Source organism: Amycolatopsis sp. lyj-90 (genome assembly GCF_046549035.1).
Lineage (GTDB): Bacteria > Actinomycetota > Actinomycetes > Mycobacteriales > Pseudonocardiaceae > Amycolatopsis.
Map to the genome: position 1 here is coordinate 202661 of NZ_JAJPWP010000015.1, position 14173 is coordinate 216833.

The following is a 14173-nucleotide window of genomic DNA, read 5'->3' on the forward strand; positions in this document are numbered from 1 at the left end:
ATCTCCCCTGCACGCACCTGTCGTTTTGTGCTTTCCTACAAACCTGATGACGACCGTGAAAACTCTGCTCGCGCTTCCCGGGTTGCGCTTGCGCGTCCGCGCCGGGACGGCACTGCTCGACCGTCCGGTCTCCCGGATCTTCGTCACCGAACTGCCCGATCCCGGGCGGTACGTGTCGGCGGGCGAACTCGTCCTGAGCGGGTTGCTGTGGTGGCGCGGGCCGGGCGATTCCGAGGCCTTCGTCGCCGCGCTGGCGAAGGCCGGGGCCGTGGCGCTGGCGGCTTCCGGAGCGGATTCCGACGGGATCCCCGAAGACCTCGTCGAAGCGTGCACGCGACACCGGATCCCGTTGCTGGAGGTGCCGACGGACCTGTCGTTCTCGGTCGTCACCGAACGCGTCGTGCTGGCGCTGGCCGCGGCCGGGGAAGGCGCTCGCAAACGTTTGCTTTCCGCCGCGGCCGAAGACGCGTCGGTGGAAACGCTGCTGGACCGGGCCCACGCCGAGATCGGCCTCCCCTGCTGGGTCGTGCCCTCCGTCGCGCCGGCCGATCTGGTGCGGCGCTTCGTCGCGGCGGGCGGACGCGCCCTGGAGGCGGACGACGTCTCCGTCCGGCCGGTCGGCGGCAGGCAAGCGCTGCCGTGGCTGCTCGCGATCGGCGGCGCGCTGACCGCCGCGCAGGCGGAGATCGCCGAAGAACTCGCCGGGCTGATCGGGCTCGCGCGGACCAGGGCGGACGAGGTCCGCGCGGTCACCGACAGGGTGCTCGAACCGTTGCTGGCCGCGCTCGACGAGGGAAGCGATCCGCACGCGGCGCTGACCGCGACCGGGCTGCGCGGCGATCTGCGCGTCGTCGTCGCCCGCACCGAGGGATCCGAAGCGGCACGCGGGATCCTGACCGAACTGCTGCCGCCGGGCGCCCTCGTCGGACCCGCCGGGGAGACGACCTGGGCGCTGGCCGAGGACGACGGCGAGTGGCCGGAAGACTGGCCCGCCACCGTGACGGCCGCGTTGACGGGAGTGGAATCGCTGCTGCCGTGCCGCCGGGTGCTGATCGGGATCAGCGACCGTTCTCCGGTTTCGGTGCTGCGGGGCGCCAAAGAGGTCGCGCGCTACGCGCTGGCCGTGGCGGGGATGCGGCCGGGCACGGTCGAGGTCGTCCCCGGCGGCGAGATCGGCATGCACCGGCTGCTGCTCGCGGGCGCGCCCGACGAACTCCGGGCGGCGTTGCGGCGGCGGGTGCTGGGCCCGCTGCTGAGCTACGACGCGGAGCAGGGCACCGATCTGGTGCACACCCTGCGCGTCTTCCTCGAGTGCTCCGGCTCGCCGACGCGGGCCGCGCGGGAGCTGCACGTCCACGTCAACACCTTGCGGTACCGGATCGGGCGGGCGAGCGAACTGCTCGGCGCCGATCTGACCGAGTTCACCGAACAGCTCGACGTCTATTTGGCCTTGTCGGCAGGGAGCTGAAATGGGCATCACCACGGCGAAAGAAGCCGCCTACGACCCGCGTGTGGTCGCTTTCGGGCGGATGATGGGCGCGGCGAACCGGCTCGAATACCTGCTCGGCCGCGCGCTGGAGGCCGAATGCGGGATCTCGCACCTGATGTTCGAAGTCCTGCTGATCGTCGGCAGGGCGGGTGAGTCCGGGATGAGCATGCGCGCGATCGCGCAGGAGCAGGTGCTGACCACCGGCGGCGCGACCCGGCTGGTCGACCGGATGACGACCCTCGGCCTGGTCGTGCGCACCTCCGACGCCGAAGACCGCCGCGTGCAACTCGTGCGGCTGACCGAGACGGGCGAGGAGACGACCGTGCGGGCGGCGCGGGTGCACGTCGAGAACATCCAGCGGCTCTTCCTCGACCCGCTGCCCGCGGACCACCGCGAACAGTTCACGCAGGACCTTCGGACGCTGAGCCATTCCGCACGTGACGCACTCCCCAGGCTCCGATAGGAATATCTGACTCGTCAGGCATCGTTGGGTCTGGTCATGAGGCTCATCTATGTCTTCGACGCGTACTGCGGCTGGTCCTACGGCTTCGCCAGGACCATGGCCGACGTCGCGCACCGGCATCCTGACCTGCCGGTCGAGGTGGTGTCCGGCGGCCTGTTCATCGGCGGGCGCCGGGTGCCGATCCGGCAGTTCGGCTATGTCCAGGGAGCCAACGCCGAGATCACCCGCCGGACCGGGGCGCCGTTCGGGGAGAGCTACGAACGGCTCATCGCGGACGGCGAGTTCGTCATGGACTCCGAGGCCGCCGCCTGCGGGATGGCAGCTCTGCGGGAAGTCGCGCCGGACCGCGCGGTGCGGCTCGCCGCCTTGCTGCAGGAGGCTTTCTACCTCGATGGGCTGAGCCTGTCCGACGTCTCGACGTATCGCGTCGTCGCGCAGCGCGCGGGTCTGGACGGGGACGCCGTCGAGGCCGCGCTGGACCGGGTTTCCGCGGCGGCCGACTTCCGGCGGGCGCGGGACCTGGGCGTCACCGGATACCCGACCTTGCTGGCGGACGACGGGGAACGGGTGGTGACCCTGGTCGCCGGGAACGCGAGCGCGGACGAGGTGGAGCGGCGGATCGGCGCGCTGGTTTCCTAGACTCCGTGTCATGCCTTTGACACTTCGGCCGGCGACCGCGGCGGACGCCGACGCGGTCGCGCGCATCTGGTACCACGGCTGGCAGGACGGCCATCTCGGCAACGTGCCCGACGAACTCGTCCGGGTCCGCACCCGCGAATCGTTCTGGGAACGAGCCGCGGACCGCGTCGGCGACACCGCCGTCGCCTTGGTGAACGGCGAAGTGGCCGGATTCGTGATGGTCGTCGGCGACGAGGTCGAGCAGGTCTACGTCTCGTCGGATCATCGCGGGAGCGGGGTGGCCGGAGGACTGCTCGCGGAGGCCGAACGGCTCGTGGGCGATGGCGGGCATTCGCGCGCCTGGCTCGCCGTGGCACCGGGAAACGCGCGAGCGCGGCGGTTCTACGAGCGGTGCGGCTGGGTGGACGAGGGCGAGTTCGACAATCAGGCGCCCGGTCCGGACGGGCCGATTTCGGTTCCCTGCCGTCGTTACGTGAAGACGCTTGTCTGAATGATCACCGACGGGCGGCCATCACCGCCGCGAGGCCCTCTCGCAGGTCGTTGACGAAGTATTCGGGAACCTCCAGCGACGGGAAATGTCCCCCGCTCTCGGGCGCCCTCCATCGGACGATCTGCCGGTACCTCTCCTGCGCCCAGGCACGCGGATACTTCTCGATGTCGCGAGGATAGATAGTGATCGCCGACGGGACGTCGACCTTCAGTTCGGGGTCGAGCGAGTTGTGGCTTTCGTAGTAGATGCGGGCCGAGGACGCTCCGGACCGCGTCAGCCAATACAGGGTGACGTCGTCGAGAATCCTGTCCCGGGCAATCGTCTCGAACGGGCTGTCCTCGGTGTCCGACCACTCGGCGAACTTGTCCAGGATCCAGGCGAGCAGCCCGACCGGTGAGTCGACGAGCGAGTAACCGATGGTCTGCGGGCGGGTCGCCTGCTGCTTCGCGTACGCCGCGCGGTGATCCCAGAAATCGTGGGTCTCCTCGGTCCACGCGCGCTCGGCCGCCGTCAGCCCGTCCGTGGTCATCCCGGGCGGCGACTCCGCGAACGTCGTGTGGATCCCGAGGACGTGCTCCGGGAACCTGCCGCCGAGAACCGTGGTGATGTTGCCTCCCCAGTCGCCGCCGTGGGCCAGGAACTCGCTGTAGCCGAGCCTCCCCATCAGTTCCACCCATGCGGCCGCGATCTTCTCGGTTCCCCACCCGGTCGTGGTCGGCTTGTCGCTGTAACCGAAGCCGGGCAATGACGGAACCACGACATGGAACGCCGGCGCGTCCGCGTCTTTCGGATCAGCCAGCTCGTCCACCACGTCGACGAACTCGGCGACGCTGCCCGGCCAGCCGTGCGTCAAGACCAGCGGAGTGGCATCCGCGCGCGCCGACCGGCGGTGCAGGAAGTGGATTCCCAGCCCGTCGATGACCGTGCGGAACTGGCCGATCCGGTCGAGGCGCGTCTCGAAGGACCGCCAGTCGTACCCGGTGCGCCAGTAGCCCACGACCTCGACGAGGTCGGCGAGAGGAACGCCCTGATCCCAGCGGCCGGGCCCCGTCTCGGCCTCCGGTAGCCGCGCCGCGGCCAGTCGCGTGCGCAGATCGTCGAGGTCAGCGTCGGTTGCTCGGGCTTCGAACGCTTGGACGTCGCTGGTCGAACGGGACATGAGACCTCCTGAGCTGTCGCGGAACCGGCTAAGACGGTTCTAACAGGTCTTCACGCCGCCACGCAACCGGCTAAGGTGGTTCCATGTCCGCCGGATTCCCCGACTTCCGCCTCGGTAGCGTGCTCGCGACCAGCTTCACGGCGACTCTGACGGAGCGTCAGGGCGACGCTGTGGAGCGCATTCCCGTGCCACAGCGGCTCGTCGACTGGCTGGCCGTGAACGGTCTCGCCGTGGACTCCTGCACCACCGCCCAACTCGACCTCGCCCGGGAACTGAGGGAGTCGATCCACGCCGCCGCGACGGCGGCCGCGACCCAGAACGCCCTCCCCGCGTCCGCCGTCGAAGTCATCAATGACCGCAGCGTTCAAGGGCGGGCCGCGGCCGTCCTGACAGCCGAGGGCGCTCGGCGATGGCGGGTTTCCCGCGTGGAGGATGCCCTCGGCGTGATCGCCGCCGACGCGATCAGCGTCATCGCGGGCGAGCGGGACGGGAAATTGGCCTTGTGCGCGTCGCCGACCTGTCAGGCCGCTTTTTTCGATGCGAGCCAAAGTCGTACCCGGAGATGGTGTGACATGAACACTTGCGGGAATCGTCAGAAGAAGGCGCGCTTCAATGCCAATCAGCGCAAGAATCCCAGGTCTGCCGGGTGACCTTCCGCATTTAGTCGACTAAATGCGGGAGGTGGCTTCGCGCCGGTTCGTCTGGGGTGACGTGGGTCGCGCGGAGGGGCGTGGCCGTTTTTCGGCAACGACTCAGAACGGGGGCGACCCTCTAGGCTCGGCCGTGCCGCAGCGACGACCGCTCGGGGCACCGGTTCCGTTGCCTGACCACAGGGAGCGCCGGTAGCCGGTTTTCGGCAACGCTTCGGATTTCGCACCGGGCAACCTGATGCATTTAGTCGACTAAATGCGGAGACTGACGTTCGGTGTCGCGCCGAGCGGTGGTGCCGTTCTGCTGAAATCACCCCTTAGTGGTGAATGCGCGGGCTGCTTGTTGCTCAAAATTACGAACACCTGTTCTATAGGTTTGCGGTATTGTTGTGGGGTGTCCGAGACCTTTGTTCCCGAGTTGCCGCAGGAGTTGTGGCGCGCCGGCAAGCTGGAGCTTGCTCACGGCGTGCAGCAGTTCCTGCAGGTGATGCGGGTCGCCTCCGCCGGTTTGGGGCGGTATCTGGCGGAGATTGATTCTCGTGGCGCGAAAGACTTATACGGTTATGGGACGACGTTGGCGTGGTTCGCCGATATCGCCGGACTGAGCCAGGGCGAGGCGCGGCCATACGTGAATCGCGCCATCGATCTGAATCCGACGCGCGCTTTGGATGGCACGGAGATCCCGGCCTTCGCACCGGCGACCGCTGTTGCGGCGGCGGACGGCGCGATCGGTGAGGAACGGATCAAGCAGATCGTGGAGATCCTGCGGAAGATCCCCGCCGAGGTGTCGGTGGAGGATCGGGAGCACGCGGAGACAACCCTCGCCGACCTCGCCCGGAACGTGGGCCCACGGCAGGTGTCGGACCTCGGGGACCAGCTGCTGGGCTGGTTGGATCCGGACGGCAAGGAACCGAAAGACCCCGAACCCGCCCAACCCAGCCGAGAACTCACCCTGGAGCGCCGCAAAGACGGCTACTGGAAACTGAAAGGCCTCCTCGATGACGAGGCCGGGGCCCGGACCGCCGCGGCACTCGAGGCTTACGCCAAGCCTCGCCCGATGGACGAGTTCGGCCAAGCCGATCTGCGCACGAAGGCTGAGCGTCAAGGTGACGCCTGGGCCGAGCTACTCGACTTGGCGATCGCGTGCCCGGACCAGCCCGGGACCAGCGGCTACCGCACCCTGATCCACGTCACCATCGGCCTCGACGAACTGAAGTCCGGTCTGGGCACGGCGTGTGTGGACTTCATCGGAACCATGACCGCCCGCGAAGCCCGCATGGCCGCCTGCGACTGCCTCATGCTCCCCGTCGTGCTCAACGCCGCCGGTGAGCCGCTGGACGTGGGACGGCTGAGACGATTCGTCACCCCAGGCCAACGACGAGCCTTGAACATCCGTGACCGGGGCTGTGCGTTCCCCGGGTGTCATCGCAAGCCGAAGAACTGCCACGCCCACCACATCCACCACTGGGCAGACGGCGGACCCACCAACCTCCGCAACCTCGTCCTACTCTGCGGCTTCCACCACCGCCTGATCCACCACGGCGACTGGCAAGTCCGCATGGCCGGGGATGGACTACCGGAGTTCATCCCACCCCAGTACTTGGATCCGTTACGAAGATCCCGGCGCAACACCCACGCTTGACCCGAGAGCCCGCCAGCCACACCGGCGACGGGCCCCTCGGCATGCCCACACCCCGGCACCTATCTGCGCCCCGAATCCCCCACCGAAGTCAGATAAGCCAGCGTCATCGCGGTAGTTTCACTCGCCCAAGTACTCCAGCTCAAAACCGGCTACTGGCAGCCCGGTGCACACAGGAACCGATGATGGTCCGAGTCACCCCCTCCTAGGTCCCCCAACACCAGGACGAGCGGCCTCGACGAAGGCGTCCTGGAACGTGGCCAGCGCTTGCAGCCGACCCCGACGATGAACTCCTCGAGGCCTTGGTCGGCCGGCACCTTCGACGGACGCCCGGACCCCGATTTCGACGCCAAGTCCCGGTCGCTCAAGAAACAAGATCGGCACCGATGCGAAAGTCCCGATCGTCGAGGCGCTGCGGGGCAGTGCGCGGGTCGACGGCAGAATCGCGCCGATGTTCGACCTCGGCGTCGGACTGGACCCCGGAGTGTCGGGCTACGAGAACATCCTGATCATGGCCTGTTCCTCGGCATGACCCGATCTCGGCGACTATCTGCGCCTGCCGTTGCGCACCTACTCCACCACGCTCCGGATGGACGAGGTTCTCGCGCGGTACCACGGCATGGAAAACGCTCAGAGGAAGATCTTGACCAGCTGATCCTGTCCGTCCGGATCCCGCAGCACGACCTGCTTGCCCGCGCGGAGTTCCGCGTCCACGAACTCGTAGATCAGCAACGCGCGGTTGACCAGGTCGACCTTCTTGAGCCCGGTGCGCTCCTGCAGTTTGCCCAGCGCGTCGACCGCCTCGGCGATCAGTGCGACATTGACGCGGTCGACCACCGCGGGGCGGCCGGTCGCGGTCTCCTCGACCGATGGCATACGCGCTCCCTTCCCCTGCGGCCCTGGGCCGCTCCTCCCATGCTGACATACGAGGTGCGCATTCACCACATTTTCCGCAGTGAAAATGTGTGAGATGGGTTGCGGCGTCGCTCGTGACGGCCCTACAGTGGGCCTCGTCAGACCGACGTTCGTCCCATGCGGCGGATGAGAAGTGCGACCACTCACTTCGTCGATCCGACAGGAGGGAAAGCGGCTTGCGTGAGAGGGGCTCGCGAGCCGTCGATTTGAAGGGAGACGGAGGCAATATCGGGGTGCCTCCGGGGAAAAGTGGTCCCCAGCTTGACGCGCCAATCCCGGCTCGCCTGACTGGGCTGGAAAGGGCATGCGCATGGCTGCCGAAATCGAGGGCCCGGGAGAGACCGCGCCCGTGGAAGCAGTATCGAGCTGGGACGAGACACCGACCCCGCTCGCCAGGGTCAGGATCGAAACGACGGAGCTGAAGGCCGAAGCGGCGGTGCCCGCCACCGAAACCCGACGGCTCCTCGCGACGATCCTGAACACGTTGTTGGTGCTCGGAGCCGTACTCGGCCCGGCGCTCACGTTGCAGGTGGTTCCGGCCGCCTTTCCGGTGTGGGCGACGGCGGGAACGATCGCAGCCCAGCTCGCCATGCTGGTGCTCGTCGCGAAGTCAGCGCACCCCAAGGAAACACCCGGCCGCGACTCAGCCGACTGACACCGCCCGGGCGAGCAGCGGCTGAGCGAGCGTCTGCCACGAAAGACGCTCGCTCAGCCGCTCCTCCGCGCGTATCCGTCCAGTTCGGGCCTGCTGAACGAGAGTTCCCCCGCGTCCACGGCACCGCAGTCCAAGCCATGCAGCAGGAAACTCGCCAAGGCCTGTGCCGTCGCCGGCTCGTCGAGCACACCGCGCCCGGTCTGGTCCGCGTAATCCCGCAACCGCCCCAAGGCCGCCGGGAAACCCTCGCGGAAGAACGCGTAGGTCGCGGCGAACCGGGTCGGCAGCTGGTGCGGATGCAGATCCCAGCCCTGGTAGAAGCCGTTTTCCAGGGATCGCCGCACCAGCCGCAGATGTTCGCGCCAGGCCGGGAGGATCGCGTCGCCGACGGGCAGTTTGTTCGTCGAGCCGTCAGAAAGCCGGACACCGGTTCCCGCGGCCGAAACCTGCATGAGCTGCTTGGCGAAATCGGCGGCCGGATGTTCCATGCTCTGGTACTCGGCGCTGATCCCGAGACCGGCGCTGTAGTCGTAGGTCCCGTAGTGCAGCCCCGAACACCGGCCGCGCGCGGCTTCGATGATCCGCGGCACCGCCACCGTCCCATCGATGTCCACAATGGACTGTGCCGTCTCGATCTGGACTTCGAACCGCAGCGCGCCTTCGGGCAGACCGTACGCGGATTCGAGGCGTTCCATGACGTCCGCCGCCACTTCGACCTGCTCGACGGCGGTCACCTTCGGCAGCGTGACGACGAAACCTTCCGGCAGCGGCCCGCTTTCCAGCAGTCCCGCCAAGAAGAGATCGAGGGTGCGGATGCCGCGGCGCCGGGTCGCCTGCTCGAAACTCTTGAACCGGATACCGACGAACGGCGTCCCGCCCGTGACGGCGAGGGTCCGCCCCGCGGCGAGCGCGGTGGCGTCCTCCTCTTCGTCGCCCGGCCTGCCGAGGCCGTCTTCGAAGTCGATCCGCAGATCCTCGATCGGCTCGGTCAGGAGTTTGGTCCTGACCCGGTCGGCGATGTCCGCGTCCAGACCCAGCTGATCGGCGTGCTCGCCGAAGACCCGCAAGGCCTGCTTGCCCCAGTCCGCCACGAGCCGCGTCTTGTACCGCGACGCGGGCACGTACACGGTGTGCACGGGCTGGCGGCCGGGCGGCTCGCCGGGATACTTCGCCGCGACACGCGCGTCGGCCTCGGCCAGGCGCGCGTCGGCGGCGGTGTAGACGTCCTCGGTGAGCCGCCCGTTCCCCATCTGTCTACTTGATCCGTTCGTAGGCGGGCAGTGTCAGGAAGTCCGGGAACTCGTCGGCGAGCGCGACCTGCTCGAACAGCTCGACGGCGGGCTCCAGCAGCTCCGGCTTGATCTCGGCGGCGAGTTCACCGCGGACCTCGGCCAGTACACCACGCACCAGTTCCTCGGTCACCTTGTCACCGGTGTCGAGCTGCGTGCCGTTGCGCACCCACTGCCAGACCTGCGAACGCGAGATCTCCGCGGTGGCCGCGTCCTCCATCAGGTTGTGGATCGCCGCCGCGCCGTTGCCGCTCAGCCAGGAGGCGATGTAGCGGATGCCGACGTCGACCGCCGCGCGCAGACCGGCCGCGGTGGCGCCGCCCGGCGTCGAAGCCGCGTCGAGCAGCTGGTCCGCGGTGACGGACACCTCGTCGCGGGTCCGGTCGAGCTGGTTCGGCTTGTCGCCGAGGACCTTGTCGAACTCCTCGCGGCAGATCTCGACCATGCCCGGGTGCGCGACCCACGAACCGTCGAAGCCGTCGCCCGCCTCACGGCTCTTGTCCGCGCGGACCTTGTCGAGCGCCGCGGCGGTGACCTCCGGGTCCTTGCGGTTCGGGATGAACGCGGCCATGCCGCCGATCGCGAACGCGCCGCGCTTGTGACAGGTGCGCACCAGCAGTTCGGTGTACGCGCGCATGAACGGCGCGGTCATGGTGACCGAGTTGCGGTCCGGCAGCACGAACTTCTCGCCCGCGTCACGGAAGTACTTGATGACGCTGAAGAGGTAGTCCCAGCGGCCGGCGTTCAGGCCGGAGGCGTGCTCGCGCAGTTCGTAGAGGATCTCGTCCATCTCGAACGCGGCCGGGATGGTCTCGATCAGCACGGTCGCGCGGACGGTGCCGTGCTCGATGCCGAGCGTCTTCTCCGAGTGGGTGAAGACGTCGTTCCAGAGCCGGGCTTCCAGGTGGCTCTCCATCTTCGGCAGGTAGAAGTACGGGCCCTTGCCGCGGTTGAGCAGTTCCTGCGCGTTGTGGAAGAAGTGCAGGCCGAAGTCGACCAGCGCGCCGACAGCCTGGCGCCCGCCGAAGGACAGGCCGCGCTCGTCGAGGTGCCAGCCACGCGGGCGGACGACGATGGTCGCGTGCTCGACGTCGTCCTTGAGCGCGTAGCTCTTGCCGCCGCTTTCCAGCGTGATGCTCTCGCGGACGGCGTCGTACAGGTTGACCTGGCCGGAGACGACGTTCGCCCAGTGCGGCGTGTTGGCGTCCTCGAGGTCGGCGAGCCAGACCTTGGCGCCGGAGTTCAGCGCGTTGATGGTCATCTTGCGGTCGGTCGGGCCGGTGATCTCGACCCGGCGGTCGCGCAGCGCGGGCGGGGCCTCGGCCACCTTCCAGTCGCCCTCGCGGACCTCCTTGGTCTCGGGCAGGAAGTCGAGCTTGCCGGTGGCCCTGGCCTCCTCACGACGCTTGCTCCTGGCCTGCAGCAGCTCGTCGCGACGGCCGGCGAAAGCCTCGTGCAGACCCGCGAGGAAGGCGAGTGCCTCCGGCGTGAGGATTTCGTCCCCGCGCTCGACCGGATCGCCGAGCACCTGAGCTTCAGACATGAGAAACACCCCGAGTTCCGGATAAATAACGTCCCTACGGTTTTACATGACGGACTATAGTTTCTGCATAGCGGAACATCAACGCCGACGTAAGGAGCACCACGGTGGCAGCGGAGAAGAACGGGCGTGACGGCGGCGTCCAGTCACTTCAGCGGGCCTTCGACCTCCTCGAACATCTCGCGGACACCGGAGGCGAAGCCAGTCTTTCGGAGCTGGCGACCCTGTCCGGGCTCCCGATGCCGACCATCCACCGGCTGATCAGGACGCTGGTGGACCTGGGTTACGTCCGGCAGAACACCAACCGCCGGTACGCGCTGGGCGCACGGCTCATCCGGCTGGGCGAGAACGCCAGTATGCAGTTCGGCTCCTGGGCGCGGCCGCTGCTCGCGGAACTGGTCGACGAGGTCGGCGAGACGGCGAACCTCGCAGTCCTGGAGCGGGACGAGGTCGTCTACGTCGCCCAGGTGCCGTCGAAGCACTCGATGCGAATGTTCACCGAGGTCGGACGGCGGCTCCTGCCGCACGGCACCGGCGTGGGCAAGGCGATGCTCGCGCACCTGCCGTCCGACGACGTCACCGCCCTGCTCTCGCGGACCGGCATGCCCTCGTACACCGAGCACACCTTCACCGACCAGGGCGCGCTTCTGCGCGAGCTGGCGAAGATCGCTCAGCAGGGTTACGCGCTCGACGAAGCCGAACAGGAACTGGGCGTCCGCTGTGTAGCCGTCGCAGTCCCGGGTGCGCCTGTGCCTGCGGCGGTCTCGGTGTCCGGCCCTTCAGGGCGGCTCACGATGGAGGCCGTCGAGCGGATCGCGCCCGTCGTCCAGCGGATCGCGACCTCGCTCGGTTCGACCCTTTCGCGTGACGGGGTCACTGTTTGAGCCTGGTCTCCAGACCGTCGAGCATCCTGTCCAGCCCGTAGCGGAACTTCTCGTCGCGAAGCCGCTCCGGGTCGGCTTCGACGTCGTCCTGGACGAGCCGCTTCCGCTGATGCGGATGCTCCTGCGCCGCCGCCTCGACAGCGGGGCGCAGTTGCTTCGCCCACTCACTCTCGCTTCGGCCGCTCTTCGCGACCGTCGTGAGCCAGGCCGCTTCGGTCGTCCCCATGCCGATGACGTAGGAGATGACCGCGCTGATCGCCTGGTCGGCCTCGTCGCCGGGGAATCCCGCGGTCACGAAGACGGCCAGCAGCCGCTCGTTGAGCCGCATGACGTTCGGCCCGAGATACGACAGGCCGACCGAGCCGAGCAGTGAAGCGACCCACGGGTGCCGCAGGATCATCGCGCGGACGCTCTCCGCCCCGACGACGGCCGCCTCGCGCCATCGCGCCGGATCTTCGCTGTCCGGCACGGCGATCTCGCCGTAGACCTCGTCGACGACCAGCTCGATCAGCTCGTCACGGTTCGCCACGTGCCGGTACAGCGACGTCGCGCCCGCGTTCAGCGCGGTGCCGAGCCTCCGCATGCTCAGCGCGTCGACGCCTTCGACGTCCAGGATCCGGACGGCCTCGGCGACGATCTGCGCCTGACTCAACGCGGGCTGGTCCCGTTTCCGGCGAGGGCGGGTCCATACCGACTGGATCGGCTGTTCTTCGGCTGACATGCGGCCCACTGTAGCGCACGACGTACCCCCTTGCGAACGCTCTCGCGTTCTGCGTACAGTGTGCGCAACAGCAGAACAACGTACGCAACTACTTCTGGGGAGCGACCCGATGAACGAGACGACAGGACGCGATCCGCGCCGCTGGTGGATTCTGATCGTGCTGTGCCTGAGCACGCTCGTGCTGGTCGTGGACAACATGGTGCTGACGGTCGCCGTCCCGCCGCTGGCCGACGACCTCGGGGCGAGCGCGCAGGACACGCAGTGGATCCTCGACTCCTACATCTTGGTCTTCGCCGGGCTGCTGCTCACGTCGGGAAGCCTCGGTGACCGGTTCGGCCGCCGGAAGATCATGATCATCGGCCTCCTCCTGTTCGGGGTGGCCTCACTCGTCGCCGCGTTCGCCGGGAACCCGATGGAACTGATCCTGTCCCGTGCGGTGATGGGGGTCGGCGGCGCGCTGATCATGCCGAGCACCCTGTCGATCCTGATCACCGTCTTCGACGACGCCGAACGCCGCAAGGCGATGGCGGCGTGGAGCGCGGTCGCGATGCTCGGCCTGATCGGCGGCCCGGTACTCGGCGGCGTGCTGATCGCGTGGTTCTGGTGGGGCGCGGTGTTCCTGATCAACGTGCCGATCGTCGTCATCGCCGTGATCGCCGCGTTCACCCTGATGCCGGAATCGAAAGGCCCGTGGCAGAAGCCCGACCCGCTCGGCGCCATCCTGTCCGCGACCGGGATGGTCGCGCTGGTCTGGACGATCATCGAGCTGCCCAAGCACGGCATCACCGAGGCCGGAACCCTGATCCCGCTGGTGATCGCGGTGGCGAGCCTGACCGGTTTCGTGTTCTGGGAGCGGCACACGCCGTCGCCGATGGTCCCGCTCAAGCTGTTCCGCAAGCGCAACTTCAGCGGCGGCAGCCTGTCGCTCACGCTGGTGCAGATCGGCAACGGCGGACTGCTGCTGCTCCTGACCCAGTACCTGCAGTACGTCCTCGGCTACACCCCGACCCAGGCGGGCCTCGCGTTCATCCCGATGGCCATCGCTTCGCTGCTGTGCAACACCCTCGGCGCCACGCTGGGCCAGAAGGTCGGCAACCGCGTGCTGGCCGCGGCCGGGATGACCGTGATGGCCGCCGGATTCGGCCTGCTCGCGACGCTGTCGACGACCTCGGGTTTCCTGCTCCCGGCGATCGCGCTGTTCCTGCTCGGCGCCGGCGGCGGGCTGGCGATGCCGTCGGCGATCGCGGCGCTGATGGGCGAGGTCCCCGAGGAGCAGGCCGGTGTCGGCTCCGCGCTCAACGACACGATCCAGCAACTCGGCGCCGCGCTCGGCATCGCGATCCTGGGCAGCATCGTGTCCAGCCTGTTCACCTCGCAGATGCCCGCTTCCGCCCCGGCGCAGGCGCGGCTCTCGATCGGTGACGCCTTCGCGACCGGTGACGGCGGCCTCATCACCGCGGCGCGCGAGTCGTTCACCTCGGCGATGTCGACGACGTTCCTCGTGAGCGCCGTGGGCGTGCTGGCCGCGGCGGTGGTCGCCTTCGTGGTGATGCGGGACAAGAAGCCCGCTTCGGTCGGGACCGGCGAGAACGTCCCTGTCACCGTCTGACCCAGTGCTATGAAAGGCCCGTTACTTGCAA

Annotated in this window: 14 protein-coding genes and 1 pseudogene; 10 read left to right on the forward strand and 5 right to left on the reverse strand. The window is 68.2% G+C overall.

Annotated elements, in window-relative coordinates; translation table 11 throughout:
* Nucleotides 1-46: 46 nt before the first annotated feature.
* Genes ACLJPX_RS41545 through ACLJPX_RS41560 form a run of 4 tightly spaced genes read left to right on the forward strand, consistent with a single transcriptional unit; the run spans nucleotide 47 to nucleotide 3081 of the window.
* Complete coding sequence (locus ACLJPX_RS41545; protein WP_410605672.1) at nucleotides 47-1468, forward strand: PucR family transcriptional regulator; 1422 nt, start codon at nucleotides 47-49, stop codon at nucleotides 1466-1468.
* A 1-nt stretch (nucleotide 1469) separates the two neighbouring features.
* A complete protein-coding gene (locus ACLJPX_RS41550) occupies nucleotides 1470-1952 on the forward strand; it encodes a MarR family winged helix-turn-helix transcriptional regulator (protein ID WP_410605673.1) in 483 nt (160 codons plus the stop codon).
* 36 nt (nucleotides 1953-1988) lie between these two features.
* Nucleotides 1989-2591 (forward strand): DsbA family protein, encoded by a 603-nt coding sequence (locus ACLJPX_RS41555; protein ID WP_410605674.1) that lies wholly within the window; start codon nucleotides 1989-1991, stop codon nucleotides 2589-2591.
* 10 nt (nucleotides 2592-2601) lie between these two features.
* Entirely contained in the window at nucleotides 2602-3081 is a 480-nt protein-coding gene (locus tag ACLJPX_RS41560) for a GNAT family N-acetyltransferase (protein ID WP_410605675.1), read from the forward strand.
* A 4-nt stretch (nucleotides 3082-3085) separates the two neighbouring features.
* On the opposite strand, the gene ACLJPX_RS41565 is transcribed toward ACLJPX_RS41560, so the two are convergent.
* Complete coding sequence (locus ACLJPX_RS41565) at nucleotides 3086-4240, reverse strand: epoxide hydrolase family protein (RefSeq protein WP_410605676.1); 1155 nt, start codon at nucleotides 4238-4240, stop codon at nucleotides 3086-3088.
* Nucleotides 4241-4323: 83 nt separating this feature from the next.
* On the opposite strand from ACLJPX_RS41565, the gene ACLJPX_RS41570 reads away from it, so the two are divergent.
* From ACLJPX_RS41570 to ACLJPX_RS41580, 3 genes and pseudogenes are all read left to right on the forward strand, one after another.
* Nucleotides 4324-4890 carry a CGNR zinc finger domain-containing protein gene (locus ACLJPX_RS41570; RefSeq protein ID WP_410605677.1) on the forward strand — a complete coding sequence of 189 codons (567 nt, stop codon included), beginning with the start codon at nucleotides 4324-4326 and terminating at the stop codon, nucleotides 4888-4890.
* Nucleotides 4891-5284: 394 nt separating this feature from the next.
* The gene (locus ACLJPX_RS41575; protein ID WP_410605678.1) at nucleotides 5285-6532 is read left to right on the forward strand and encodes a DUF222 domain-containing protein; all 1248 of its coding nucleotides are present in this window, start codon (nucleotides 5285-5287) and stop codon (nucleotides 6530-6532) included.
* A gap of 282 nt (nucleotides 6533-6814) precedes the next feature.
* Nucleotides 6815-7121 (forward strand): annotated as a pseudogene (locus tag ACLJPX_RS41580) (hypothetical protein); the annotation flags it as partial.
* A gap of 38 nt (nucleotides 7122-7159) precedes the next feature.
* Here ACLJPX_RS41580 and ACLJPX_RS41585 read toward each other — a convergent pair.
* A complete protein-coding gene (locus ACLJPX_RS41585; RefSeq protein ID WP_101609689.1) occupies nucleotides 7160-7405 on the reverse strand; it encodes a hypothetical protein in 246 nt (81 codons plus the stop codon).
* A gap of 349 nt (nucleotides 7406-7754) precedes the next feature.
* On the opposite strand from ACLJPX_RS41585, the gene ACLJPX_RS41590 reads away from it, so the two are divergent.
* Complete coding sequence (locus ACLJPX_RS41590) at nucleotides 7755-8099, forward strand: hypothetical protein (RefSeq protein ID WP_410605679.1); 345 nt, start codon at nucleotides 7755-7757, stop codon at nucleotides 8097-8099.
* A gap of 53 nt (nucleotides 8100-8152) precedes the next feature.
* Here the strand turns inward: ACLJPX_RS41590 and ACLJPX_RS41595 are convergent, their stop codons facing one another.
* Nucleotides 8153-9349, reverse strand: coding sequence for a DUF6986 family protein (locus ACLJPX_RS41595; RefSeq protein WP_410605680.1), 1197 nt, complete (start codon nucleotides 9347-9349; stop codon nucleotides 8153-8155).
* A gap of 4 nt (nucleotides 9350-9353) precedes the next feature.
* Nucleotides 9354-10931 (reverse strand): malate synthase A, encoded by a 1578-nt coding sequence (gene aceB, locus ACLJPX_RS41600; protein WP_410605681.1) that lies wholly within the window; start codon nucleotides 10929-10931, stop codon nucleotides 9354-9356.
* Nucleotides 10932-11035: 104 nt separating this feature from the next.
* Here aceB and ACLJPX_RS41605 point away from each other — a divergent pair, with 104 nt between their 5' ends.
* The gene (locus ACLJPX_RS41605; RefSeq protein ID WP_410605682.1) at nucleotides 11036-11812 is read left to right on the forward strand and encodes an IclR family transcriptional regulator; all 777 of its coding nucleotides are present in this window, start codon (nucleotides 11036-11038) and stop codon (nucleotides 11810-11812) included.
* Here ACLJPX_RS41605 and ACLJPX_RS41610 read toward each other — a convergent pair.
* The gene (locus ACLJPX_RS41610) at nucleotides 11802-12533 is read right to left on the reverse strand and encodes a TetR/AcrR family transcriptional regulator C-terminal domain-containing protein (protein ID WP_101613420.1); all 732 of its coding nucleotides are present in this window, start codon (nucleotides 12531-12533) and stop codon (nucleotides 11802-11804) included. The two genes, ACLJPX_RS41605 and ACLJPX_RS41610, sit on opposite strands and share 11 nt — an antisense overlap.
* 109 nt (nucleotides 12534-12642) lie before the next feature.
* On the opposite strand from ACLJPX_RS41610, the gene ACLJPX_RS41615 reads away from it, so the two are divergent.
* On the forward strand, nucleotides 12643-14142 hold the full coding sequence (locus tag ACLJPX_RS41615; RefSeq protein WP_410605683.1) for an MFS transporter: 1500 nt from the start codon (nucleotides 12643-12645) through the stop codon (nucleotides 14140-14142).
* Nucleotides 14143-14173: the final 31 nt, after the last annotated feature.